Origin of the sequence: Undibacterium sp. Ji50W (assembly GCF_049340445.1) — a bacterium.
In the GTDB taxonomy this organism is placed as follows: Bacteria; Pseudomonadota; Gammaproteobacteria; order Burkholderiales; family Burkholderiaceae_D; genus Undibacterium.
On the sequence record NZ_JBMPOX010000001.1, the window covers coordinates 622,313 to 646,938 of the forward strand.

Genomic DNA, 24,626 nt, shown 5'->3' on the forward strand with positions numbered 1-24,626 from the left:
TGGACTATCATTTTCTATGACCAAGCCCGCATTTACTGTTCTTGAATTGCGCACCAGCGTCCTGTTTTCTCTTGCCATACTGTGTACCACGCCAGCATTGGCGCAAAGCAAGGCAATCCCAGCGAATCTGCCGTCGGTAAAGGATGTCGTCAAAGCCTTTGCCACACCGCCCGATGATGCGCGTCCGATGGTGCGCTGGTGGTGGTTTGGACCATCGGTGGAAAAGAAGCAACTGGAACGTGAAATACTGGACATGAAAGCAGGTGGTTTCGGCGGCGTTGAAATTCAGGCTGTCTACCCCATGGAACTGGATGATGCGGCCAAAGGCACACACAATTATCCGTATTTATCGAAACAATTTCTTGAGCATGTCAGCTTTGCCAATGACAAGGCGCGTGCCAACAAACTCAGAGTAGATATTACGCTGGGCAGCGGTTGGCCCTACGGTGGGGCGCATGTGGCGGTGGGCGATGCCGCCAGCCGCTTGCGTGTCGCCGTGATCGAACTGCCAGCCGGGAACGAAAGCTTTGCCTTGCCAGTCATCATGAATGGTGAAAAATTACTCGCCAGCTTCGTTGCCGATGGTACTCCCAAACAACTCGACAGCAGTAAATTGCAGTTATTTGAACCGCAGGTACTGCCAGGTAAAAGTGGCCGTGCAAGCCTCAAGGCAGCATCTGCTGACCGCGTGGTCGTCTGTTATATCGCCAGCCGTACCGGCCAGCAGGTCAAGCGTGCCGCTTTGGGCGCTGAAGGTTTTGTGCTTGATCACCTGAGCCGCAATGCGATTGATAATCATCTGAAAGCTGTGGCTGAACCGCTGTTAAAAGCCTTTGGAAAAAATCCGCCTTACGCCGTCTTTTCTGACAGCCTGGAAGCCTATGGCACCGACTGGACAGACGATTTCCTGGCCGAATTCCAGCGTCGTCGTGGCTATGACCTGAAGCCACATCTGCCAAAAATCGAATACGGCATCGGCGCTGACGCCGCCGCCATACGGCGTGACTGGGCATTGACACAAACCGAACTGGCAAACGAACACTATCTGGTGCCAGTGAATCAATGGGCAAAAGCCCATGGTACGCGTTTCCGCTCCCAAACCTATGGTGAACCGGCTGTGACCATGTCCAGTAATCGTCTGGTTGATTTGCCGGAAGGCGAGGGCTATCAGTTCCGCCAGTTTTCTTTCACGCGCTGGGCGACCTCCGCCGGTCACCTGTATGGCCGCCCTGTCATTTCTGCTGAAACCTGGACCTGGCTGCATTCGCCTGCCTTTAGCGCGACGCCGCTGGATATGAAGGCAGAAGCCGATCGCATGCTGTTGCAAGGCGTCAATCAGTTCGTCGGCCATGGCTGGCCGTATACCCCACCAGGCACGCTGGAACCTGGCTATGCCTTCTATGCGGCGGCGGTATTCAATGCCCATCTGCCATGGTGGAATGTCATGCCGGACGTCACTGGTTATCTGCAAAGAATGAGTTACCTGATGCGCCAGGGTAAGCCGGCAAACCAGGTTGCTGTGTTCTTGCCTACGGATGACGTGTACGCGACCCTGTCTTTGGGCAAGGTGTCCGTATCGGCAGAAATGGGCAAATATGTGACGCCGGAATTAAGCGCACAGATACTCGACGCCGGGCATAACATCGACTATGTGGATGCTGAATCCGTTATGGAACTGGGTGTCAATTATCCGGTGCTGATATTGCCGCATGTGACACGACTGTCGCCGGCAGTCATCGCCAAATTGAATGACTATGTACGTGCCGGTGGCAAAATCATCGCTGTCGGTGGCAAGCCATCGCTGGCACCAGGCTACCTGGATGCGGCACGTATCAGTGCAGAAGTACAGCTTGCATCCGATACCCTGTTTGCCAATCAGGACAAGGTCAGTCTGGTTAACAGTGATAGTGCAGTGGGCGCCGCCGTGAAGGCCGCCGTTCCGGCCGATATGGAACTCAGCGCTGAAAGAGAAAATATAGGCTTCATACGCCGGCAATTGACTGATTCGGATGTCTATTTCATTGCCAACACCAGCAATCGCGATGTGACTGCGAATGCGGCTTTCCGCAGCAAGTACAAAACAGCTTACTGGTGGAATCCCTATGACGGCAAGATCAGCAATGCCGATATCAAGCCGGTGTTACGTCTGGCACCGTATGAGTCACGGGTCTTGGTACTGACCGATACGCCACAGAATGCCCAGTCAGAACCCAGGCTGGCAGATGCCGCCACCATCTTGGATTTAAGCCATGACTGGAAAGTGCAGTTCAGTGAAAAAACACAGACGGTGAATATGTCCAGTCTGCGTTCATGGACAGAGGATGAAGCAACACGTTATTTTTCCGGTATAGCAAGTTATACCAAAGACCTGGAATTGAACGTAGCACAACTAAAGGATAGCAAGCTGACCCTGGATTTTGGTCCGGGTACGCCGTTGGAGGTGACACCTAAAGTACCGAGCGGCATGCGTGCCATGCTGGACAGCCCGGTACGGGAAGCTGCGATCGTCTTCGTCAATGGCCAGCGTGCCGGTTCGGTATGGAAACCGCCTTACCAGCTGGATATCAGCAAGTTGCTGCGTGCCGGCAATAATCACCTGGAGATACAGGTCGCCAATCTGGGATTAAATGCTCTGGCTGGCCATGCTCTGCCCGATTATCGTCTGCTATCTGCGCGCTATGGGCAACGATTCATCCCGCAGGATACACATCTGATACAGGCTCAACCCGCCGGTATTCTTGGACCACTCAAGCTGATAGGCGCGAAGTTGCAATGAAATTGTTAGCCCGGCGCTGGTTGCGCCACACGGAAATGGTATTTGTCTTGCCCATGCTCTTGCATCTGGCAGTTGCTGCGGCGTTGATGTCCGTACTGATACTGACATCGTTCACCGTAGCGGCAAAAGAGATCAGTGCCGGTACCTATGGTGCCAAAGGTGACGGCAAGACGCTCAATACCCTCGCTATACAAACAGCAATCGATGCCGCTGCCAAAGAGGGTAGTACCTTGACTTTCCCGACGGGTACCTACCTGACCGGGGCCTTGTTCCTCAAAACTGGCGTCACACTGCGCCTGGATAAAGGTGTCACCTTGCTGGGCTCACAAAATATACAAGATTACCCTGTCATGCCTACCCGGGTTGCCGGTATAGAGATGAGCTGGCCGGCAGCACTGATTAATGTGTACGAACAAAACAAGGTTGCCATCACAGGCGACGGTGTGATTGACGGTGACGGCAAGATATTCTGGGAAAGTTACTGGAGCCTGCGCAAAACCTATGAGCCCCGTGGCCTGAGATGGGCATCGGATTACGATGCCGGTCGCCCGCGCTTGCTGCAAATCTACAAGGCATCTGATGTGCGCGTGGGTGACGGTTTGCTGTTGCGTCGCTCAGGTTTTTGGACCCTGCACATCTGTTATTCGGACAAGGTGGTCGTTGATCGCCTCACCATCCGCAATAACGAAGGCGGGCATGGACCGTCCACTGACGGTATAGACATCGATTCATCCAAAAACATTCTGATCCAGCAAGCCGATATTGCCGTCAATGATGATGCGATAGTCTTGAAGGCGGGACGTGATTCTGACGGTCTGCGTGTCAATCGCCCGACAGAAGACGTGGTTATCCGTGACATCACTGTCCGTGAAGCAGTTGCCGGATTGAGTTTTGGCAGTGAGACTTCAGGCGGTTTTCGTCGTATTGAAGCATATCGCTTCACGATTATGAAAGATGTGCCGGTGGGCATACTCTTCAAATCGGCACACACACGTGGCGGCTTTGGTGAATATCTGAATATTCATGATTTCGTCATGACTGATGTACCTGTCGTATTACGTGTGATCATGAACTGGAACCCGCAATACAGCTACGCAAAAATCCCCGATGATGTGAAGGATGTCCCGGCCTACTGGAAAGTGTTGGTGACGCCTGTACCAGAAAAAGATGGAATATCCCGGCTGCGTCGCGTTAATATCTCCGGCATCAGGGCACGCGGTGCAAAAACTGCCTTTGAAATTGAAGGGTACGCGCAAGCTCCACTGGAAGATTTCAATCTCAGCAAGCTCGATATTGAGGCAAGTACTGGCGGTTTTATTCGTTACGTAAAACGCTGGAAGTTGTCAGATTCCACACTGGTTTTTGCAGATGGCAAACCGGTACAGATATCGGCAGATTCTGAAATATCGGGCTTGACCGTAACAGCTAAGACATCTGACGCTGCAAAGTAAGCATGAAGCAAGCAACAATAAAATGAAGGAGAACACGTTGAAAATCGCAAAAAAATACCTGATGCTCGCCAGCCTGGGTTTTGTTGGCAGCATGTTGCCAGCCTGTACCTGGGCGCAGAACTACCCGCTTCCAACGCCAGCCATGCAAGTCATTATCGACAAGGATACTTCACGTCATTTTGGTGACGCGCCATCTGATGCTGGTCCGCTGGCAACTGACCTGTCAGCAGAGCTCGAAGCAGCGGCTATAGAAAAAGTTTTACGCAAGGTGGCAGACTGGCAGTTGGCCCGTTCGCAAGCCTACTTTGGCCGTATCTGGACATCCAGCGTCATGTACACCGGCTTCATGGCAGCGTCGGAAGCAACAAATGACAGTAAATACAAAGACGCCATGCTGGCCATGAGTCAGCAACATCAATGGCAATTGGCCAAACGTCTGCCAAATGCAGATGACCAGAGCGTGGCGCAGACTTATCTGGACTTGTATTTCCTCAATAAACAGCCTGAATTCATCACCCCGACCAGAGCAGATCTGGATACCCTGATTGATCTGAAGACCCTCAAGCCAGGTGATGATCGCCTGCCATGGTGGTGGTGTGATGCACTGTTCATGGCACCGCCAGTATGGGCAAAAATGTATGTGGCAACAGGTGAGCGCAAATACCTGGATTACGTACACACCCAATGGAAAAACACCTACGAGCTGCTGTACGACAAACAAGAACACCTGTATGCACGCGATGCTAGCTATGTCAACAAGACCGAACCGAATGGCAAGAAAATTTTCTGGTCTCGTGGCGAAGGTTGGGTAATGGGTGGCCTGGCCAGGACACTGGACTATATCCCCAAAGACGATCCGCAACGCCCGTTCTACATACAGCAGTTGCGTGAAATGTCAGCCCGCGTTGCCCAGTTGCAGGATGAAAATGGTCTTTGGCATGCTGGCTTGCTGGATCCGGCCACTTACCCCTTGCCAGAAATTTCCGGTTCTTCCCTGTTTGTATATGGCATGGCCTACGGCATCAATCACGGCATTCTTGATCCCAAAGAATACCAGCCGGTGATCGCCAAGGCATGGAAGGGTATCCTGAAGCATGTGTATGCAGATGGCCGCTTGGGTGGCATACAACAGACTGGTGCCGAACCTGCTTTCTACAGACCGGCATCCAGCTTTGATTATGGCGTCGGTGGCTTCATGCTGGCCGCTGCCGAATTGAAGAAGATGGTCGCAGTCAAACCAGCTAAATGACAGCAGGAGAGCCAGTCATGATTACCCGTGCTTTCCGGATGAAGCTAAAGCCAGGCAATGTGGAGGAATATCATCGCCGTCACGATGATTTGTGGCCAGACCTGGCAGATGCTTTGCGCGCTGCCGGTATTTATGATTATTCCATTTTTCTGGATGAAGAGACTTTGCATCTGTTTGGTGTGCTCAAACTGCACCCTGATCACCAGATTGATAACTTGCCTAAACATCCTGTCATGCAACGCTGGTGGGATTATATGGCGGACCTGATGGAAGTCGAGGCCGATAATCGTCCCAAACAATGGGCCTTGAAACCGGTGTTTTATTTCGAATAAATAAAAAATCGCCAGCCCATACCAAGATATGCGCTGGCGATTTCAGTATTTTTCCGACCGCTTATTTTCCTGCTTATTTTCCTTGTGACGGGCTGTCGGATTGCAATATTTTTCTGTCTCTCAGCCATTCTTCTGCACGATGTGGCCAATCGGATGCATTGCCGTTACCCAGTCGCATACCCATGCCATGCGTACCACGTTCAAACAACAGCATTTCCGCCGGTACGCCAGCTTTGGTCAAGGCTTGATAAAACAGGATACTGTTTTCGACCGGGACGGTTTTGTCATTCTGGGTATGGATCAACAGGGTAGGGGGTGTCGTGCTGCTGACCTGTTTTTCCAGTGACATCAATTGCAGGGATTCCGCGCTGGGCGACGCACCCAGCAGGGCTTTACGCGACCCTGCATGTACCGACGGGTCTTGCATGGTAATCACGGGATACATCAGTATCATAAAGTCAGGGCGCGCATTGACACTGTCAAGCGCGGTACCGGTGCGTCCTAACGGGTGATCAAACAGAGTGCCGGCACTGGCCGCCAGATGACCACCCGCCGAACTACCCATCACTCCGATACGGTTGGGGTCTATACCATATTGCGTTGCACTGGAACGTACCAGGCGAATGGCACGCAAGACATCCTGCAGGGGGGCAGGGTGGCCAAATTCTGCCAGGCGGGATTTCAGCACAAAACTGCTGACACCCAGGGTGCTTAGCCAGTGTGCGTATTGCTCTCCTTCGCGCAGGGTAGACAGGCGCACATAGCCGCCGCCTGGGCAAATGATCACGGCGCTGCCATTTTTCCTGTCGGCGGCAGCAGGATAAAAAGTCAGAGTGGGTTCACTGACATTGGATGTACGGCCATCAGCAACTTGCTCTGGTCCTATGTTTTTTGCGCCGGGTACACCTTCTGGCCACAAGCTGATGGAACTCGATTGTGCGTGAGAAGTAGAAGAGAAAGAGGCAGAGGCCGACAAGGCCAGTAACAAAATGAAAAAAAGTCGTGTCATGGCAGTAAATGAAGTATGTTATAAAAAATCCGGTTATCCTGGGTAAAGCTATTTTGCATTAATACAAAAAATATCGATTCCATTTGAGAAAGAACATCATGCGTCAACTTTCGCGTTTTTTAAAGCCTTTTCAATTGTCAGTATTGCCTGTTGCATCCGTCCTGGCTGTCATGGCCAGTCCTGTGGCGAATGCCGATGAACTGTTCAATGGCCATGATTTCAAGGGCTGGGAAATTCAAACTTCACCCGCAAGCAAGATGGAAGAGGTGTTCAGTATCGCAGCTGATGGTGTGATTGCTTCTGCCGGCAAACCTTCGGGTTATATCGCTACGACGGAAAGCTATAAAAATTTTGCGCTGCATGCAGAATGGCGCTGGACTGGTGCCGCCGGTAATAGTGGTGTGCTGATCCACATCAGCTCTGGTCCCAAGGATAAGGTGTGGCCACTGAGCCTGCAAATTCAGACCAAATACAAAAATGTTGGCGACCTGTTGCCCATGGCTGGTGCCAGCTTTGCCGAACCCCTGACCACAGCCGAGGGCGCCTATCCCCCCATCAAGGCAAAACTGGCCGACAGTGAAAAACCCGTTGGCGAATGGAATAGCTGCGACATTCTTGCCAGGGACGGGTCTGTTGAAGTCAAGATCAACGGCATAGTGCAAAACAGGATCAGCAAATCCAACCCGGATTCTGGCCATGTCGGCTTTCAGCTTGAAGGCACCGCGTATGAACTGCGCAATGTGCGCATTCAAAAACTGGATTGATGCCCGCAAGCGCCCCCTTGTTGATCGCATGATCTGAATACACCTGTCAATTCGGTACAGGAATAATACAGATATTCAGTGTCCGGTTATCTGCAGACAGCATGGCTGACTGGATTTCTATCTTTTTGCCATCCGGGCTGAATGTGGGGTGAGGGTGATCCGCTGCCGTGTCCTTGTGCCCGGTGCTGAGCATGCTCATCTTGCCGCTCAGCCGGTCTATCAGATAGATGCTGCGGCTGAAATCATCACCAACAGCCCAGCGTCCATCGCTTGATCCATGCACATGCCATAAGCCACTGCCTGATGGCGTTTGCCCTGCAATGCGCATTTCACGTGTACGCAAATTCACTATGGCAAGGCCGCTGGGTTTTTCACGGGTGCCGGCATTGCCCCAGCCCGGATCTTGCCCCGGGTTGGCACCTTCAACGGCAGTACCCTTGTTGGTGCCATTATTTGCTCCACCATTTGTTCCACCGATAGTGCGATGACCCATAATCGCCATCGCAACTTCATCTTTCGAAATGACCGCTTCGTGAGTTACCCATTCATAGTCGGCTTCCGGATAAAGCGGACGCAAGCCGCTGCCGTCTGCCATCACGACCCAGGTACGCTGAGGTGATTTGCCGCCGGTTTCCCAGCAAAAAATAATTTCTCCCGGATTCCACAGATTCGCCTGGATATGACCGATCTGGAAGGGTACCGAAACAACGTGGCGTATTTCACCGGTCTTGACATGCATTTTTGCAATGCCACCGGGGCCGGCACCCATGTTCCTGGGGCCGAAGCTTTTCTCTATGCGGGTCGCTTTAGCCAGGTATTTTGCCGCTTCCTGTGAGGTTTCGCGGAAGTATATCCACTCGTCTGCGGCATCCAGTGCAAGGTCGGCGGCTTGCCCGACTTCGGCTGGTACCACGCCGCATATGCGTTGGTAGCTTTCTGGCGGTTTCATCTTGCCGGCTTTGCTATCGGCAAAGACCGCAGCAAGATCGACTTCCACCAGTTCAACCGGCGAAGCCTGACGTGGCCGGCCAACTTTCCCTTCGCGCGGAGATTTATCTGTATTCCGCATGAAATATAGCTTCATGGCCCGTGTCGACACATTCAGCATGCCGGTATAGCCGCCTTCAGATACCTGCACGATATCCCCGGTTTGCTCATTGACTGCCATCGCTTCACCTTTTGCGATGCCAGAGCGAAAGATCACCCATTGTCCGTCTGAAGTCCATTGTGGATGGGTGGGGTAGATTTTTGAATCGCCATGCGGCTGGCTGGTCAAGAAGGTCAGCATCACCCCTGTGACCGGGTCTTTGACCACTTTGCGCTCACTGGGAAAGCGATGACCTATTTGTGCAAAGGCAGATGTGGACACCAGACAGAACAGGCACAGGAAGAGAGTCAGGATACGGGAGGACAAGATACTTGCAGGTAATAGACGAGCAGATAAGCGGTTCATGGAATTTTGATAGGTGTGGGAGTAATCGGTTAGATCCCGGATGATCATTCCATGTTTGAATGAAATGAGATCAGTGACGCCTATTGTGCTTGGTTTTCAGGCAGTTTTCCCAGAATTTGCACTGCACAATCAATAGTGATCATTTTTTTGATTCTTTAAATATGTCTTACAGTCAATTGCAAGCTCTCGAATAAAATGAAATCATGTGAAGAAGCCGTTGATATTCCCGCATGCACTCCCGTGTATGATGATCTTCAGCCTTCCTCTACCTGACGATACTTAACCATTATTCTTATCATCCATTTATGAATACCAGTATGTCTGCGGTGCGCCGCCTGATCTGTGTAAGTGTGCTGGGCTGGACCTGTTCTGCCCTGGCGCAAACCACACCTCCACCTGCGGTGAATACCGACCCCAATGCAGCAGCGCGTATTATCTTGCCCGAACCGGCGAACCCGCAATTGCCTTCGGTGTTCTTTATTGGTGATTCGACCGTGCGTAATGGTCGGGATGATGGTCAAAACAAGGGGGCAGAAGGGCAGTGGGGATGGGGCAATCCCATCAAGGCCTATTTTCAGACGGATAAAATCAATGTCGTCAATCGTGCCATTGGTGGACTTAGCAGCCGCACTTATCTGACAGGCGGGCACTGGCAAAGAAGTCTGGCATTGATGAAGGCTGGTGATTTTGTGATTATGCAATTCGGTCACAACGACAATGGCCCATTGAACGACACCAGCCGCGCACGCGGGACCATCAAAGGCATAGGCGACGAGGCGGAAGAAATCGATAACCTGCTGACCAAACTGCCAGAAACGGTACACAGCTATGGCTGGTATTTACGCAAATTTATTGCCGAGGCCAGGGCCAAAGGCGTACAGGCTATTGTATGCTCCCCGATACCACGCAAGAGCTGGGACACCAGCGGTAAAGTCAATCGCAGCAAAGCCAGCTATGGCGGCTGGGCTGAACAGGTGGCACGTCAGGAAAAAGTGGATTTCATCGACCTGAATGAAAACATCGCCACCGCCTACGATAGCATGGGCAAGGATGAAGTGATGAAGCTGTTCCCGGTGGTGACGCCGGACGAACATACGCACACCAACCTGGCTGGCGCAGAATTCAATGCACGCGTGGTCGTGGCGGGTATCAAGACTTTGCAATATGCGCAATTGAAAAACTATTTAAATGATAAATCAGCCGACATCAAATCGACTGATGTATCACCAAAATAGTAGTTCAGGAAATGATCTGCATATCATATTTGCGAAATGCCTTGCGACCGTTTTGCATGGCTATTTCAACTGCCGTCGTCATGCTTCTGGCTTTGCCTGCTGCTGCACAATCCACAGAATCTTCTTGCAGCCAGTGGGGTAAGCCCGGTAAATTGATTTACCAGGATGATTTTGATACGGATCTGCGGCAGTGGCAGGTAGAGTCTGCTGATACGCAGCATTCCAATATCAGCGTTGCCAATCACCAGCTTTTGATCGATGCCGCTGCAGGGGCGACGGTGTGGTTCAAGCAAAAATTATCTGGTGACATACTGGTCAGGTATACGCGCAGGGTGGTGATGGAACAGGGTCGTAATGACCGCCTGTCTGACCTGAATCAATTCTGGATGGCGACCGACCCACGTAATCCGCACATCTTTACCCGCAAAGGCGTATTTGAACAATACGACGCTTTACGCCTGTATTACGTCGGCATAGGCGGCAACACCAATACCACTACCAGGTTTCGCAAATATCAGGGCAATGGCGAACGCACTCTGCTGGCGGAGTTGAATGGCAGCGATGCCTTATTGCAGGCAAACCGTGATTACGTCATAGAAACTGCGGTGTACCAGGGTTGCACGCGCCTGCTGGTGGATGGGAAGGTTTTCTTTTCGTATCAAGATAAAGATGCCCTGCGGGATGGCTACTTTGGATTTCGGACCACGCAATCCCGGCAACAAATACGTGATTTCAAGATTTACCAGTTGGAATGAATACCCGCAAGACCTATTTAATGAGCAAAATAAAGAGCGAAATAAAGAGCAAAAAACGATGACCAAGATGAGACAAGAAAACCAATCACGCCTGCGTTCGACATTGAAATTGTTGGCCATCGCAGGCATTAGCTGCATGCTGCCGTTTAGTATGGGCATGAACACGGCAATAGCCGCAGGTAAAACAAACAACGCTGGCAAGCCAGCCAATGACGTCACTGCGCCACTGCATTTGATGCAACCCGCTTACCCCACGCCATATGGACCGCCGACCGCAGAAGATGTCAAGAAAGTGCTGTATCGCGTGCACACCTATCTGGATAACGTCACGCCTGCCAAGATTATTGATGGCAAAACGAAGAAACAGATTACTGATTTTTCCCAGATCAATGACGATACCATACTGGCCCCTGGCGATTACCGCCTGACCAGCTATGAATGGGGTGTCACTTACGCGGGCATGCTGCTGGCCGCCAGTGCTACAGGTGATAAACGTTTCAGCAATTACGCCAGTGATCGCCTTGGTTTGCTGGCCGACCTGGCACCGCATTACATTGCACGCCTGAAAGCTAATCCGAAGAGCCCTTCACCTATCCGTTCTTTGTTGCAGCCCCATGCGCTGGATGACGCCGGTGCCATGTGTGCTGCCATGATCAAAGCCACCAGGGACGGTGTCACTAACAAACTGTCAAGCCTGATTGATATTTGCAGCAGCTTTGTCAGCACCAAGGAATTCCGCTTGCCCGACGGCACGCTGGCGCGCAACCGGCCACAACCGAATACCTTGTGGCTGGATGATTTGTTCATGAGTGTGCCTGCGTTGGCGCAAATGGGTAAATTGACCGGGGACACCAAGTACTATGATGATGCCGTGAAACAGGTCAAACTGTTTTCCGAACGCATGTTCAACAAGGAAAAAGGCGTGTACATGCATGGCTGGGTGCAGGATATGGGTGTTCATCCACAATTCCACTGGGCCAGGGCAAATGGCTGGGCCGTCATGACCATGGTTGAATTGCTGGATGTACTGCCACCAGAGCATCCCGGTTATGCCGATGTGCTGGCGCAATTGCAGGCCCATGTCAAAGGCCTGGCGTCATATCAGGACGGCACAGGATTCTGGCACCAACTGCTGGATCGCAATGACAGCTACCTGGAAACATCTGCCACTGCCATCTATACCTACGCCATGGCACACGCCATCAATCGTGGCTTTATCGATAAACGTGCCTACGCACCGGTAGTCATGCTGGCATGGAATGCAGTTGCCAGCAAAGTGACGCAAAAAGGCCAGGTCGAAGGCACCTGCGTGGGTACAGGCATGGGCTTTGATCCGGCGTTTTATTACTATCGCCCGGTGAATGTATTTGCTGCGCACAGTTATGGCCCGGTATTGCTGGCTGGTGCAGAAGTCATCAATCTGATGAAGGCCAATACCTTTGAAATCAATGACAGTTCATTGCAGGTCAAAATAAGCAAGCCATAATCGGGTAGGACCCTGGGAGGCATTTCAATGCGGTACGAAATGCCTCCTTGATCCGTGTATTTTCCTGTATTTTCTTGGCATTACACTGAGACAAGCGGTAAGTGCGCATCCGGCCCCAAAGCATCACAGATTTCTCCCAACTGCCGGACAGTTGACTCTAATCCACCCATATGTTTTTGCAATAAGGATTTGGCCTTGTTGCCATAGCCTGTGGATACCGATGGATTTCCAAGCAATTGACGCAGGCAAGCTAGCAATTGCTCTGGAGTGCTCAATTGCAGTACCGCTTGCTGTTGCAAAAAAAGAGACGTGATTGCCTTGAACCCGTCCATGTATGGGCCGCACACGATGGGAAGCGCTGCTGCTGCCGGCTCAAGTAAATTTGAACCACCACCAGACGATGCGTAAAAGCTGCGTCCCATGATGGCAATATCAGCACTGTAATAATAACCCTTGAGAATACCAACTTCGTCCACCAATAAGATGGGGCAGGGCGTGCAATGCGAGCCAGAACTGCGGTGATAGTGAAAGTTTCGCTGTTCCATCCAATTTCCAAATTCTTCAATTCGCTCCAGGCTTCTGGGCGCAAGTACCAGGAAAAGATTGGGGTGCTGCAGTGTCAATGCATGATAAGCATTGACGATGAGCGCCATTTCCTTGATTTCAGCAATAGATGCAGCGACCAGGGTAATTGGATTTTCGGCGTGGCCATTCATTTGTATTGCGTTCAAGCCTGTCCTGGCATGCGCTATTTGCCAAGGACTGGCTGCGGCACAGTCAAATTTGGCACTGCCGACAAAATGTAATTGCTGGTCTGAAAACCCCGTCTCTGACAGTACCTGTCTATCTTCGTGATTTTCATAAAATACCCCAAGAAAGATGTCGGCAATAACCAGCTTGCGCCGGCTCCATCGAATCAAGTCAGCTTGTTCAAAGTGCGTGTTGATCCAATACACGGGACAATCTACATGAGTTAAATGATGCAGCAATTCTTCGCTAAGAAAATAGCTATGGCCAATACAGAGTACCAAGGAAAATCCCGTCATTTCTTCTCGTACTGGCCATTCATCGATCAGAAGTGGCTTGCTTTTTCCTTTGCAAAAAATGGCATCGCTTTCGAAATGCTGAAAATGTTTTGCTCGGGTCAATACCACTATTTTAGAATCCGCAAACTGCGCGTCAAGCTTTGGGAGCAAAGCCAGGGCGACGTAGACTTGCGGGATATTCTGTGCAATTAACAGAATGCTCTGTTTTGGCCTGGGCGCGGTCATGGTGGCAATATTTTTAATAATTGCTGTTCCCAGCATTCTGCAAGCGTATGGATGGCCATGCGCTTGTCGTCCGTGCGCCAATAGCGGTTAAACATATTAAAATAGGTTGGCGTAGTATTGGCATCGATGATATAGAGACGATTACTGTGGCGACAGCGCAAAATGTCCAATTCGCCGATATCTAATCCAAGTTGCTGACAAAAGCAAATAATTTGTTCACATTCCCCGGCATTAAAAACATCGCTGCTTTGCCTGGGTGAAATAGAGTGCTTGTATTGCAATTGGATACGCCGACCAGGGACATTTTCCGGATCATCCTTCAACACCTCAAATACCAGTGGCATGCGGCCCAAAATATAGGGGAGGCGATATTCCAATTGCGCGCCGATGCCACTGGTCTCAATATAGGATTGATAGACACAATCTGTATCAAGTTCATCGATTGAAATTGGGCAGTCAATGATCTCTCCACCACCTTTTCCATTCGCATCTGATTTTTTCAATGCTTTACCTTGATACTGACAAGGGTTAATCAAACTGCTATAGCCGCAGATATCTTGCCAGACTTGATCCACCTTGCGTTTGCCGATGTCGTTGCAATGCAAATTGAGTACTTTTTTGTGTCTGGCGATTTTCAATAGCTCGGCACTTGGGATGGTTTTGGTCGCATCTTCCCACATATAGGCAAAATCGAATTCTTCTTCTGCGCTTTTTACGACTGTATAGCCAAGATAATGAATCATTGCCACAATCGAGTAATCCTGTAGCTTGGGGCAGTCTGGACTGAAATAAATCTTCATGGGAACTAGTGATATGGTTTTGTAGTGGCCAGGACGTATTTTTATTTTTCAATATAACCTGTCAAGTGCCTGCAATTGATGGTCAGCGCCAGACGTGATCCATTGATATTGATTGATTACACGTTGCGCCTGGTCATAGGCACGGTTGATACTGCGGGCTTCGTGCAAAAATTCACGCCATTGGTGTATGAAGGGGAGGTAGTGTGGTGCACTTTTCCATAGAGCTTGCTGGTCATAGTCGTTCCAAGGTTTTATCTTGCCGGCAAAATGAATAATCTTCGCTTGCTGCCAATGAATACCGTCAACGAAATGAAGATAGTCACCCAAAAAAATCATATAGTTATACTGACTCGATATCGATGAAATTGCGCCTTCGAAATACCGGTTAATCACCATTTGATCAGTGAAAATCGATTCGCCGTAACTTAACCATGCATCATGGTCGAGCATGTTCAATAATTCCTGAAAATTAAAATTACCTAGTTTTTTTGGTGAGATGGATATGACACCAGCATTGAATGAGTTTTCAAAATGCTTTCCGTAGCGTTTCTGTGATGTGGGCAGACTAAGGCCCGCTTGGGCGACGAGGGGGGCAATCCGATCTTCGTAGGAAAAACCATCCAGACAAGCTTGCAGAGGGGCAGTAGATAGGAATAATGCCTTGATATCTCCGGCGCAATACATGTCACTGTCAAGATAAACTACCTTGTCATATTGTGGCAGGTTAAATGAAACTAATGAATAAAAGCGTAAGTGGATATCGTGCAAGTAAGAAAAATGACTGCGCAAAGTGTCCACTTTTTTTACCAGGTCAGCGCTGGCATGAATAAATTTAACCGGGTAAATGGCTTGCAGGCGATTGCGGTTTGCCACAGACAATTCACTGATGACGATATTGATGTCGCCGCAAAACCAGGGATTGTATTTCAAGACGCTGTAAAGCAGCACTTCGGTGCCTATGCAAAAGTTATCACAGGTAATTGTTGAAATACAGTATCGGGAGGGTAGCTCCGTTTCCATTTCAACGTTCATTGTGACTCATCCTCTTGTTTAAGGCGGTTGGAAAATTGCCCCAGCGGCGTATCAACGGGAGTAGTATTGGGGGCAGTACACCTATTCTGTAAAGTCATAAGACATAGGTGGCCAAAATATCGGTGATATTTTCTTGTCGTTTAGCGATGCGTAATTGTTTGTCTTGCCAGCAGTAAATCGGCTGGCAAGGATGAATAAACGGCTGTTTCAATACATTGGTATATCCCCCCATGTATTGAAAGACCAGATAGTCACCAGCGGCTACATTGCCTTGTACACCGAGACGCAGTACGTCTTTTTCTATGCAGGTGTTACCGACGATATCAAATTCCGCATTCCCTGCTTGTGGATGCTGACTGATCAGTTGTACCGGCAGTGCTTCGCCTGCCCATTTATGATTGATATTATGATTGCTGCCATTCACCAGGGCCAAGGTCTTGCCCTCGACATGCTTGACTTCGATAACCTTGCATGCGAACACCATGGCATTGGCGATCAAAGCCGTACCCGGCTCCAGCATTAATGTAACTCCGCTACTGGCACCAAAGCGCGCACGCATGGTACTGCCGATTTGCTGTGCATAAGCAGAGAAATCTGGCGTTTGTGCATATTGGCTGGCAAGGCATTGTGGCATTTCGCCAAAAAAACCACCGCCAATATTAATGAAATCTGGTGGTGCAGTTGGAAACAAAATATCGCTGGCAGCCAATAAGCCATTAATCCGGTCTGCAAAAGAAACCAGGCTACGTGATGAATTGGAGAAATGACTATGCAGACCGCGAATCCTGCAGTTGCGGTGGCTTGCTTGCCATTCGCTTAAGCGTTGCAGGCTCTCAGCGTCGCTGCTGATGCCAAAACGTGAAAAACCACCTTCTGCAATAGGGTATGTTAAGCGTATTCCTATTTGAAACTGGCGATGTGGATGGCGTTGACTGATTTGCCCGATCATGTCGAGCAAATACCATGCGTCAGCATTGAAATTCGTTCCATCCAGCAATATTTTTTCGATGAAGTCCGGCTCGTGCAGAGGGCCGTTGACGACTACATGATCAGGTGCAAAGCCGAGTACTTCTGTTGCGATGTGATATTCCATCGCCGAAACAACTTCCGCCCAGCAACCCAGGTCTTTTAAATGACGACCAATTACTGGCGCATAATTCGTCTTGAACGAGTAGGCGATTTGGCTGTTTTCATACGCACTGACAAAGGCCTGACGCAGGCGATGGTAATTGTCCCGCAGTTTTTCCAAATCCAAAAAATAGAAGGCACTTGCACCTTGCGCGCCCAAGGTATGTAACTGCGCATAGGTGAGTGCCACATGATTGACATTGCTTAATGGCTTGTCAATTGGGGTATCAAATAGTTCATGTAGATTCATAAAAGTTTCTTTGTTCGTCTTTGTCACTGAGATAATGAATAATTTCCCACTCAAATCCTGCTGCATCATGGTAATACGCGCGTAGACGGAATTTTTCATCTGTGATCAACAAGCTTTGTTTATAACCTTGCTGATGCAAGCGTGAAAGGACTGCATCGAAGTCATCGACCACCCATCCCAGGTGATTGATGCCGTAGTTTTCATAACTGCGCCTGGGCATTTGTGGTTGACTGCCTGGCTCCGCTTCCTGCAAGGCGATATATACCCGTTCACTACCGAAATGTACCCAGCGCCGCCTACCGTTTTCCACTTGGTCGATTTGATCGTGGCGGACCTTGAAATCCGGTTCCACTGTGCGCAAAAAATCGATAGCCTGTTCGATGTTGGGCACCGTCAGGTTGGCATGTTCCAGATAAGTACTCATACAGAATTCCTTTTTGACTGCTTGCGGTTGCAGGCTTCTTCAGGCATGAAGATCGGTCAGTTGGACAAGAATTTCTTTATCCCTGCATTGCTCCAGAATTTGCCTGTAATTCTTCACTTTTTGTCCCAAATCGCTGGGATTTTGCTTACGGCTGCGTGTGTGCAGTGGCAGATACCTGCAAGCCAGATAGGTGAGAAGCTGACGTTGGCAAGCACTGTCGCTTAATTGCTCATATTCAAGGTGCAGGCAATTTTGTTGTGTTTGCTGCAGGCGATGTTCAATATGTGTGTAATAACGCTGGTTAAACGCCTGGTCTTGCTGCAAGTGGTTTAGATCAAGTTCCACTTGTATATCGTCGTTAGGTCTGGTGTCGCCATAATCTTCCCATATTCCACTTTGCTCAGCGATCAATTTGGAAACATAGCTTTTGACCGTGTTTTTACGCCGTAAAACTATTTTTTTTATCTCAGGAGCTACCAGTACTGAATTGAAAGCTGCCAGGTTTTGTTGGTATGTCATTTTGAAACCAATACAGGATTTGCTGGCGTGCTGCTGCCATACTTTAGCCAAAAACCTTAGCGGATCCTGATCCCGCTCCTGCATGTTGCGTGCCAGCTGGAAATCGCTATCACGTAGTGGTAGTGCATAAAAAATACCGGTGGGATTAAATAATTCATGGTGACACAAAATATCCGGATGCGAGTCCAGCATGCTGCACAACATATTGCTACCGCTTCTGGGGGCGGCCAAAATAACAAAGCGGGTCGTGGCAAGATGATTCATGACATTCAGGCGAAAGCCGGTGCGGCAATTTGTTGCGTCATCGAACGCAATACATTGAGGACACGCAACTGTTGCTCTTCAACCAGATAAACAGCGCCATCATAGGAGGCTGCGGCGAAATGTTCACCATGTCGTGTAATGGAGCTAATGCCGTTTTGTGCGACAGTCTGACGAATTATTGTTCCGTCTGACAAGGAAACACGCAGTAATTCTCCCCAATAGTTGGTAACGATCACTACGTCGGGTGCAGCAAAACACAAAGATTTTGGTGAACGTCGTCCTAAATGAATGCAGTGATATAGCACACCGTCTTCAAGGCCATGAATTTTCAAAGTGAAATCTCGCCCGGCACTGGCTATAAAACGTCCGCTAGGATCAATATCAACCCCATCAACAATGGCGGTATGCCCTACATAGTGTTTCAGTATCTTGCCCGTATAATCCCAACTCAATAATTCTCCGCCGGCGCAACAACTGACACCTATCGGCAACTCAGGATGCAATGCGAGTGCTTTGATGGCATTGTCATGCAGCGCAATCTTTTTCAGCAGTACGCCATTTGCATCGAGATGGACGAGGTTACCACTGTAGCAGGCAACGAACATTTCTCCTTCGTGCCCCTTCAGTATAGACGTACGGATGGAATTGATCGGGCCTTCATGTAAGCCTATTTCCAATTGTTGGGCCAGTTCTTGTGCCTGATTGGAAAAAATATGCAAATGCTGATTATGCGCCCCTGTAATAAGCTGTTTTTTTAATGGGCAAAATGTTGCCGCGTTCATCAGCACTCGCCCTTGTTGCGGTGCACCTTGATATTGCCAGCGGGCTGTGGTTTCGCTGAGTTCCCCTACACGGATAAGTCCATCGTCACTGACCAGGGCAAGCTGCGCATCACCTTGGGAGGCAATATCATTAAAACAGGCATTACCTTGACTATCGGCACCAAATTCTGCCAGGCACTCACCGCTCTCTGCATCCCATAATAAAACCGTGCCATCGAAAGTGCCGGCTACTATTTGCCTGCCATCGACGGTCCAGTTAAATGAGCGCTCCCACAGCGCTGCATGGCTGGCAAGTTTTTGTTTTTTTGTGAAACTATTTGCATCCCAAATGAAAATGTTTTGATCGTATGCGGCAGACAAAATATCACCAGTCAGAGGTGACACAGCCACTTTTTTAATGGCTGACTGATGGCCAGGGATTTCAACAATCATCTGTTTGTTGTAGATGTCAAAGACCCGGACCATGCCATCATCACAGCCAAGTACCAGGCGTTTATTCACGGTATCAATCGCACAGGTATCTGTCTCATTTTCAAATGGACCAATTTTCGCTATTTCTGCTCCGTTATGAATATCCCAGATGCGCAGAGTCATGTCATCGCCAGTGGTGTACAGCTTCCCATCAAAATAGCTGATAGAAAGCACGTCCTTTTGATGTCCCAGGATGATGCGTTTGATGGTTCCGCTGCTCAAGTCCCATATAATGATGCGCCAATCGCGCGACACCGATGCTCCTAATGCATCACTAATAAAAACAAAATCTTCAACATCGTCGTCGTGCCCCTTGAGCACCATCGCAAGCTGACTTGTTTTTAAGTCCCAGATGTAGACGTTGTAGTCGGATGATGCCGATGCCGCCAATGTGCCAGATTGGTTGACGGTGACACGATTTACCAAATGCTGATGATAACCAAGCAAGCTGACCTCGCCACTGAGCGTGTCAAATAGGGCGACGGCATTATCGTAACCCGAGGTAATAATGGTGTTGCTATTTGGAATTTGTGCTGCACAGGTCACAGGCCCCCTGTGGCGTCGAAAAATTTGGGGTTGCATGATTTGCTTGTCCTTTAAAATCGAATATCAACGGCATGCAGATGTTGTGGCGTCAGCTCATCATCCTGATGACGCATAAATTGCCTTTCATAGGCGCTGGCGGTAAGGCCATTGACCGCCACATTGTGATGGTCGGCACCATTCACCTGGCAATCAGGTGCGATTTTTGCTAACTCATCTATCCAGGCTAAGTATTGTTGTTTGCGCTCAGTCGCGCTGTAGTGCCAATGACTGTAGATCGTAAAAAAAGCGTTACTCCACCAAATATAGGCATGCTTGTATTGACCCAGTTCAAGCAGTAGCTGTTGCCGTGTTTGCAGTAAATCACAATGTAAATACTGATGCGGTAGTTGACGACAGACCTGCCAGTGCTCTTGAAAAGCCTGCGCGCCTCCCCATTTTTCCAATTCCTGTTGCCACAACATTTCTACATCGTGCCAGTCAATATTCTCTGGCGTCGTGTCATGCCATAGCTGATAGAACGCATCTGGATGCGGAAATGCCTGGAATATCCGGCGAATAAAACTGGGGAAATCCGCGCCATCCCAGTGATCCACAATATAACGCCTGACCTCCAGGGCTTTGGCACTGTAATCAAACAAGATAACTTTGGTGTTGGCGTGAAAGCCTTGCGTCTGTAAAATTTTATACGGTTTGAAACCGGCGGCGACGCTAAAAATAGCATCTAAGGGTGCATGGGTTGCGTCGTTTTTTTGAAGATCGTCGTAGGATTCGATATTAAATAAGAAAACACCTTTTTTCGCATCGGCCAACTGCTTTTGTATCCGACCAATGAAAGTACGTTGGGCAGGGAGCAGGTGATCCAGTTGCTCCAACTGGTTAATCTGTTGACCAACAAGTTTGTGAAAGCCACTTACTTGCACATCGTCCGCCAAATTGAAACGACAATCGTTGATGGCATTTCCAAAACGGCGAACAGGTAATTGATGCTGCATGCTGGTTGCGATGAAACGCCAGCCAGCTGCATTGGCCATCACATCACGAAAATGCGTGTTGGCCGGAAATAGATCATCCTCAGCCTGTAGGGTAGTGCCTGGCAATTGACGAACCTGGAAGTCTGGCATGCCAAAACCTGGCATGCCTAAAGTGCGATACCGTTGCAAATCCACCAGCAGGCAATCTGTCTGTAAGCCCAGGCACGCAGAGTCGCTGTTAAACCATTCCCCAGCGACCAGGAAATCTCCCTTGTCCATCAAACGTCGCATTCCGCGATAAAAGCCTTCCTTTTGCCAATGCGATAAATACCATTGTTCGTCAATCACGTGCCCTATGCCTTGCAACAGGCAATAGCTGGCCGGTGTTTGTGCAGCACTCGCAAGTGCCTGATCTATCGTCGCAGCTTCGATCAAGTCGCCATGGTAGCCATAGCGTGACCAGCTAATGGTGAATTCACGCAACTTATTCTGTTCTTCCCGCCCGGCGGCAGGATTGACGACAGCAAAAACGACATTTTTCATGAAACCATCCCATAACTCAATTCGTGGCGAACAGATTCTGTAAAGGCAACCGACAGCAGCATTCCCTGGCCATACTTGCGTGCTTCTATCGCATCGGCATTTAAATCGGGAATTGCCTTGATTGCGGCATTGGTGGCAGTGGTAATGCAACAGGTCCGGACATAAATGGTCAGCAAATCAACCATATTTTGGCGGATAAAAGAATCAATTAATGTCAATCCACCCTCGACCAGCATGGAATCAACGTCGAGTTCTTTGAGCTTGGACAAGGGTTGGGCCAGGTCATGATTCTGGCAACGGATGAAAGTTTGTGTGGCTGCCAAAGCGTGTTCGGTATGGCCAATCAGAAAACTTTGTCGCTCGCTCAAATCCAGTTTGAACTGGCATTCCTGGTGGCCCGAAAATATGACCCTGGCGGGTTGACGAATTGGTTTTCGCCCCAATACATCAGCCCTTGCAGTCAGGCGTGGGCTATCGAGTTGCCAGGTATTTGCGCCAACGGCAACCGCTGCATATTTTTCTCGTAGCTCATGTACCCGTCGCCAATCTGCGTCACAGGACAAGGTCGTGTTGGTACCAGATGCGTTGAGTGTACTTGCCTCGCTGTCAATGGCAAAGTTCACATGGACAAACGGGCGTCTCGATATCTGTGCGGTATTTTTTTTGCTCGCGACAGGTGAATTTTTTGTGTTTTTTCCGTTGTCGACCTTGATCAGGTGTCCCATCTGTTGTTGCTTGGTATCCAGATACGCAGCCGAAAAACTGTTGGGGTCGCTCGGCACTGGAATTCTTCCTGTTACCTGCACGCCAAGATCTTCAAGGTTCTGCAGTTTGGTGGGATTGTTGGTGAGCAGGCAAATCGAGTTGACTTTCAGATCCAGCAAAATATCGCGGGCGTCTTCATAGGTGCGTGAATCCACCGGCAAATTCAGCATGCGATTGGCTTGTATCGTGTCATAACCTTTTTCTTGCAATGCATAGGCACGGATTTTATTACTTAAGCCAATGCCACGGCCTTCTTGTGGCAGGTACAGCACCACCCCCTGATGCTTGGCAATATAGGAGAGTGCAAAATCTAATTGCTGCTTGCAATCACATTTCAAAGAACCGAGTGTTTCAGCAGTAAAACATGCTGAATGAACTCTGACCGGCACATTGCTGCGGCCAACAAGTGCGCCGGAACAAATTGCTGTAACTTCTTGTCCTTGCTTATTGCGATATACCTTGACCAAAAAACTGCCAAAATCGGTCGGCAATTGTGTGCTGGCTTCAAGATTCATGACATTCTCTTTTGAAACAGGAGTTGGCTGCAGGTTGCAAGCAAGGTCTTGCTGAATTTTTGTCGGGTCTGCTCCATGAAGTCATGGCAGGCGGCCGACCTTTGCCGTCTCAATGCAAGCGCACCCCCGTACATTTCTCCATGATCTGGAAAGAATGTACGGGCTGCTTTCTGGCAATCTATTTCTTTGCGGCGGCGGCTGCTGTCAGAGGTGTTAGTGGCAGACGAACCTGGTTTGGTACGGTATACATAGCCGCAGCACCCTGCGGCAAAACATGGCTGGTGGCAATCAAGCGTGCTGTTAAAGCTGGCGTCTGGAAGGTGTACGAATTTGTATTATGACAAGAGAAGCAATTATTGACTGTCTGTCCAAATGAATTCTGCGGCATTTGCACAAATGTTTCTGCTGTGCTGTTGGCCAGATTGACTGAACCTACCCCCTGTTCTGCACCCATGTTCTGTGCGGCAGGCATGACAAACGCGTTTGGCGCAAACCAAACGGTGCCTATCATCACATAGTTTGCAAAGACAGAGCTTTGGCCCGCCAGATATTGTTGGCCTGCCGTGTTAACCAAAGGTATCGTTCCAGAAGTGTCACCACCAGTAGCATTGTTTAGTACGACATTCATCGTCGGCGAAAAAATTTGGGTGTAGGCGTCAAAGCTTGTTCCAGAAATTTTCGGTGGATTGGAGTTCGATAAATTGGCGATATTTGATTGGCCAAATAAGGTGCCTGCCTTGTACAAAGTAAAATTATTTGGACTGCTACCGCCTGTACTGAATGTGCCATCAGGCAACATCGGGGCATTTAATTTATGTTCAAAGGTACCCCACAGGAATTCTGGATGATCTTTGGTTAATTCCACCACATGCAATCCAAGTAGAGCTACGTCAACTACCACCGTTTTATCGCCATCAGGTTGTACCACGCCATTTTTATTGACCAGCACCGGAACGTTTGCCTTCGTGGTGAAGCTGCCCTGGGGCGCGCTTAAACCATTGCCCAAACGCAACCAGGTGGCCTTAAAGACCGCTGCGCCTACCTTGAAATTATCGGTGTTCTTTTGATAGCCGCCATTCACAATTAAATTGTTTTTAGCTGTATTAAAATACGAGTCATTCATATGCACCGAAGCATAAATCGGGTAGCCGTTTGGGCCAACCAGCATATTGCCATCAGCTTCAACAATTGCACCGGCACCTTCACTTTTCCCTGATTTTGGCGCAAAGTTGCGGCTAGCCAGGTTAAGTGTCACACCGCCTGTTTTCTTGTTAGACGGGATCGCTGTGACCAATTGATCGGAGGTTTTTAAACTCAAAAAACGTGGCGCACCATTGATCATGGTGGTTGCCCAGACAAAGCTCTCGTAGGTAGTTTGATGAAATTCACAAAACGACTGCGGTGCCGCAGTTGGTACTTGGGCGTTGGGCTGGTTGAAAGTCGGCAAGACCTTAGTCGCCCAGTTCTGTGTTGGACAACTTGCTGCGGAAGCTGATTGTGCATATAAACCCGGAGTCGCAAGCGCAAGCGCCATGCCAATAATTGCGCTAAAACCGAGTTGAGTGGAGCAAGTAGGATTTTTCATTATTTCCTCATCAGTAATGTCCCAATGTTTTTGCATCAGGAGCTAAGTTAATTGCAGATTTGACGTTTTATCTGCGCTTGACTTGAACTTTGAGGCGCAGAGGTGATGCTTTTTACGAGTATTCAGCGAAGATTCCTACGCATGAACGCAAACTTCTTTTCCACAGAGCGTGACTTATTGGCAGCTGAGTTTTTTATGGTGTGTGGCAGCCATTCCGGGTTAGCGCACACATAGGATGTAGATGTTTTGT

20 protein-coding genes are annotated in these 24,626 nt (G+C 49.4%); 8 read left to right on the top strand and 12 right to left on the bottom strand.

Features of this window, described 5'->3' with window-relative positions; translation table 11 throughout:
• Window positions 1–16: 16 nt before the first annotated feature.
• The 4 genes from ACO0K9_RS02860 to rhaM are packed head-to-tail and all read left to right on the top strand — an operon-like array spanning window position 17 to window position 5,808.
• The gene (locus ACO0K9_RS02860; RefSeq protein ID WP_422981552.1) at window positions 17–2,776 is read left to right on the top strand and encodes a glycosyl hydrolase; all 2,760 of its coding nucleotides are present in this window, start codon (window positions 17–19) and stop codon (window positions 2,774–2,776) included.
• Window positions 2,773–4,227: a glycoside hydrolase family 28 protein gene (locus ACO0K9_RS02865; protein ID WP_422981554.1), complete on the top strand. Its 1,455-nt coding sequence runs from the start codon at window positions 2,773–2,775 to the stop codon at window positions 4,225–4,227. Before ACO0K9_RS02860 ends, ACO0K9_RS02865 begins: the two co-directional genes overlap by 4 nt.
• A 37-nt stretch (window positions 4,228–4,264) precedes the next feature.
• Window positions 4,265–5,476 carry a glycoside hydrolase family 88/105 protein gene (locus tag ACO0K9_RS02870; RefSeq protein ID WP_422981556.1) on the top strand — a complete coding sequence of 404 codons (1,212 nt, stop codon included), beginning with the start codon at window positions 4,265–4,267 and terminating at the stop codon, window positions 5,474–5,476.
• A gap of 17 nt (window positions 5,477–5,493) precedes the next feature.
• A complete protein-coding gene (gene rhaM / locus ACO0K9_RS02875; protein WP_422981558.1) occupies window positions 5,494–5,808 on the top strand; it encodes an L-rhamnose mutarotase in 315 nt (104 codons plus the stop codon).
• Window positions 5,809–5,881: 73 nt separating this feature from the next.
• Here rhaM and ACO0K9_RS02880 read toward each other — a convergent pair whose 3' ends face one another.
• The gene (locus tag ACO0K9_RS02880) at window positions 5,882–6,817 is read right to left on the bottom strand and encodes an alpha/beta hydrolase (RefSeq protein WP_422981560.1); all 936 of its coding nucleotides are present in this window, start codon (window positions 6,815–6,817) and stop codon (window positions 5,882–5,884) included.
• Window positions 6,818–6,915: 98 nt separating this feature from the next.
• Here ACO0K9_RS02880 and ACO0K9_RS02885 point away from each other — a divergent pair, with 98 nt between their 5' ends.
• On the top strand, window positions 6,916–7,581 hold the full coding sequence (locus tag ACO0K9_RS02885; RefSeq protein WP_422981562.1) for a 3-keto-disaccharide hydrolase: 666 nt from the start codon (window positions 6,916–6,918) through the stop codon (window positions 7,579–7,581).
• 46 nt (window positions 7,582–7,627) lie between these two features.
• On the opposite strand, the gene ACO0K9_RS02890 is transcribed toward ACO0K9_RS02885, so the two are convergent.
• On the bottom strand, window positions 7,628–9,034 hold the full coding sequence (locus tag ACO0K9_RS02890; RefSeq protein WP_422981564.1) for a hypothetical protein: 1,407 nt from the start codon (window positions 9,032–9,034) through the stop codon (window positions 7,628–7,630).
• A 305-nt stretch (window positions 9,035–9,339) separates the two neighbouring features.
• On the opposite strand from ACO0K9_RS02890, the gene ACO0K9_RS02895 reads away from it, so the two are divergent.
• From ACO0K9_RS02895 to ACO0K9_RS02905, 3 genes are all read left to right on the top strand, one after another.
• Complete coding sequence (locus ACO0K9_RS02895; RefSeq protein WP_422981566.1) at window positions 9,340–10,269, top strand: rhamnogalacturonan acetylesterase; 930 nt, start codon at window positions 9,340–9,342, stop codon at window positions 10,267–10,269.
• Between the two features lie 56 nt (window positions 10,270–10,325).
• Window positions 10,326–11,024 carry a DUF6250 domain-containing protein gene (locus ACO0K9_RS02900; protein WP_422981568.1) on the top strand — a complete coding sequence of 233 codons (699 nt, stop codon included), beginning with the start codon at window positions 10,326–10,328 and terminating at the stop codon, window positions 11,022–11,024.
• Window positions 11,025–11,091: 67 nt separating this feature from the next.
• Window positions 11,092–12,510: a glycoside hydrolase family 88/105 protein gene (locus ACO0K9_RS02905; RefSeq protein WP_422981570.1), complete on the top strand. Its 1,419-nt coding sequence runs from the start codon at window positions 11,092–11,094 to the stop codon at window positions 12,508–12,510.
• A gap of 80 nt (window positions 12,511–12,590) precedes the next feature.
• On the opposite strand, the gene ACO0K9_RS02910 is transcribed toward ACO0K9_RS02905, so the two are convergent.
• The 10 genes from ACO0K9_RS02910 to ACO0K9_RS02955 form a co-directional block, all read right to left on the bottom strand.
• Entirely contained in the window at window positions 12,591–13,817 is a 1,227-nt protein-coding gene (locus tag ACO0K9_RS02910; protein WP_422981572.1) for a 3-deoxy-D-manno-octulosonic acid transferase, read from the bottom strand.
• Window positions 13,778–14,581 carry a hypothetical protein gene (locus ACO0K9_RS02915; protein ID WP_422981574.1) on the bottom strand — a complete coding sequence of 268 codons (804 nt, stop codon included), beginning with the start codon at window positions 14,579–14,581 and terminating at the stop codon, window positions 13,778–13,780. The genes ACO0K9_RS02910 and ACO0K9_RS02915 overlap by 40 nt, the downstream gene beginning before the upstream one ends.
• A gap of 48 nt (window positions 14,582–14,629) precedes the next feature.
• On the bottom strand, window positions 14,630–15,613 hold the full coding sequence (locus ACO0K9_RS02920; RefSeq protein ID WP_422981576.1) for a glycosyltransferase: 984 nt from the start codon (window positions 15,611–15,613) through the stop codon (window positions 14,630–14,632).
• Between the two features lie 94 nt (window positions 15,614–15,707).
• The gene (locus tag ACO0K9_RS02925) at window positions 15,708–16,991 is read right to left on the bottom strand and encodes a hypothetical protein (RefSeq protein ID WP_422981578.1); all 1,284 of its coding nucleotides are present in this window, start codon (window positions 16,989–16,991) and stop codon (window positions 15,708–15,710) included.
• The gene (locus ACO0K9_RS02930; protein ID WP_422981580.1) at window positions 16,978–17,415 is read right to left on the bottom strand and encodes a VOC family protein; all 438 of its coding nucleotides are present in this window, start codon (window positions 17,413–17,415) and stop codon (window positions 16,978–16,980) included. Before ACO0K9_RS02930 ends, ACO0K9_RS02925 begins: the two co-directional genes overlap by 14 nt.
• A gap of 39 nt (window positions 17,416–17,454) precedes the next feature.
• A complete protein-coding gene (locus ACO0K9_RS02935; RefSeq protein ID WP_422981582.1) occupies window positions 17,455–18,198 on the bottom strand; it encodes a sulfotransferase in 744 nt (247 codons plus the stop codon).
• Between the two features lie 5 nt (window positions 18,199–18,203).
• The gene (locus tag ACO0K9_RS02940) at window positions 18,204–20,033 is read right to left on the bottom strand and encodes a WD40 repeat domain-containing protein (RefSeq protein ID WP_422981584.1); all 1,830 of its coding nucleotides are present in this window, start codon (window positions 20,031–20,033) and stop codon (window positions 18,204–18,206) included.
• 14 nt (window positions 20,034–20,047) lie between these two features.
• Window positions 20,048–21,316 (bottom strand): hypothetical protein, encoded by a 1,269-nt coding sequence (locus ACO0K9_RS02945; protein WP_422981586.1) that lies wholly within the window; start codon window positions 21,314–21,316, stop codon window positions 20,048–20,050.
• A gap of 191 nt (window positions 21,317–21,507) precedes the next feature.
• Complete coding sequence (gene ribA / locus ACO0K9_RS02950) at window positions 21,508–22,791, bottom strand: GTP cyclohydrolase II (RefSeq protein WP_422981588.1); 1,284 nt, start codon at window positions 22,789–22,791, stop codon at window positions 21,508–21,510.
• A 178-nt stretch (window positions 22,792–22,969) separates the two neighbouring features.
• The gene (locus ACO0K9_RS02955) at window positions 22,970–24,376 is read right to left on the bottom strand and encodes a hypothetical protein (protein ID WP_422981590.1); all 1,407 of its coding nucleotides are present in this window, start codon (window positions 24,374–24,376) and stop codon (window positions 22,970–22,972) included.
• Window positions 24,377–24,626 lie beyond the last annotated feature (250 nt).

What these genes read in the sequence shown, in the direction of transcription:
- ACO0K9_RS02860 (WP_422981552.1), top strand. Translation starts at nt 17, where the DNA reads ATGACCAAGCCCGCATTTACTGTTCTTGAATTGCGCACCAGCGTCCTG.
- ACO0K9_RS02865 (WP_422981554.1), top strand. Translation starts at nt 2,773, where the DNA reads ATGAAATTGTTAGCCCGGCGCTGGTTGCGCCACACGGAAATGGTATTT.
- rhaM (WP_422981558.1), top strand. Translation starts at nt 5,494, where the DNA reads ATGATTACCCGTGCTTTCCGGATGAAGCTAAAGCCAGGCAATGTGGAG.
- ACO0K9_RS02880 (WP_422981560.1), bottom strand. Translation starts at nt 6,817, where the DNA reads ATGACACGACTTTTTTTCATTTTGTTACTGGCCTTGTCGGCCTCTGCC.
- ACO0K9_RS02885 (WP_422981562.1), top strand. Translation starts at nt 6,916, where the DNA reads ATGCGTCAACTTTCGCGTTTTTTAAAGCCTTTTCAATTGTCAGTATTG.
- ACO0K9_RS02890 (WP_422981564.1), bottom strand. Translation starts at nt 9,034, where the DNA reads ATGAACCGCTTATCTGCTCGTCTATTACCTGCAAGTATCTTGTCCTCC.
- ACO0K9_RS02895 (WP_422981566.1), top strand. Translation starts at nt 9,340, where the DNA reads ATGAATACCAGTATGTCTGCGGTGCGCCGCCTGATCTGTGTAAGTGTG.
- ACO0K9_RS02900 (WP_422981568.1), top strand. Translation starts at nt 10,326, where the DNA reads ATGGCTATTTCAACTGCCGTCGTCATGCTTCTGGCTTTGCCTGCTGCT.
- ACO0K9_RS02905 (WP_422981570.1), top strand. Translation starts at nt 11,092, where the DNA reads ATGAGACAAGAAAACCAATCACGCCTGCGTTCGACATTGAAATTGTTG.
- ACO0K9_RS02910 (WP_422981572.1), bottom strand. Translation starts at nt 13,817, where the DNA reads ATGCTGGGAACAGCAATTATTAAAAATATTGCCACCATGACCGCGCCC.
- ACO0K9_RS02915 (WP_422981574.1), bottom strand. Translation starts at nt 14,581, where the DNA reads ATGAAGATTTATTTCAGTCCAGACTGCCCCAAGCTACAGGATTACTCG.
- ACO0K9_RS02920 (WP_422981576.1), bottom strand. Translation starts at nt 15,613, where the DNA reads ATGAACGTTGAAATGGAAACGGAGCTACCCTCCCGATACTGTATTTCA.
- ACO0K9_RS02925 (WP_422981578.1), bottom strand. Translation starts at nt 16,991, where the DNA reads ATGAATCTACATGAACTATTTGATACCCCAATTGACAAGCCATTAAGC.
- ACO0K9_RS02930 (WP_422981580.1), bottom strand. Translation starts at nt 17,415, where the DNA reads ATGAGTACTTATCTGGAACATGCCAACCTGACGGTGCCCAACATCGAA.
- ACO0K9_RS02935 (WP_422981582.1), bottom strand. Translation starts at nt 18,198, where the DNA reads ATGAATCATCTTGCCACGACCCGCTTTGTTATTTTGGCCGCCCCCAGA.
- ACO0K9_RS02940 (WP_422981584.1), bottom strand. Translation starts at nt 20,033, where the DNA reads ATGCAACCCCAAATTTTTCGACGCCACAGGGGGCCTGTGACCTGTGCA.
- ribA (WP_422981588.1), bottom strand. Translation starts at nt 22,791, where the DNA reads ATGAATCTTGAAGCCAGCACACAATTGCCGACCGATTTTGGCAGTTTT.
- ACO0K9_RS02955 (WP_422981590.1), bottom strand. Translation starts at nt 24,376, where the DNA reads ATGAAAAATCCTACTTGCTCCACTCAACTCGGTTTTAGCGCAATTATT.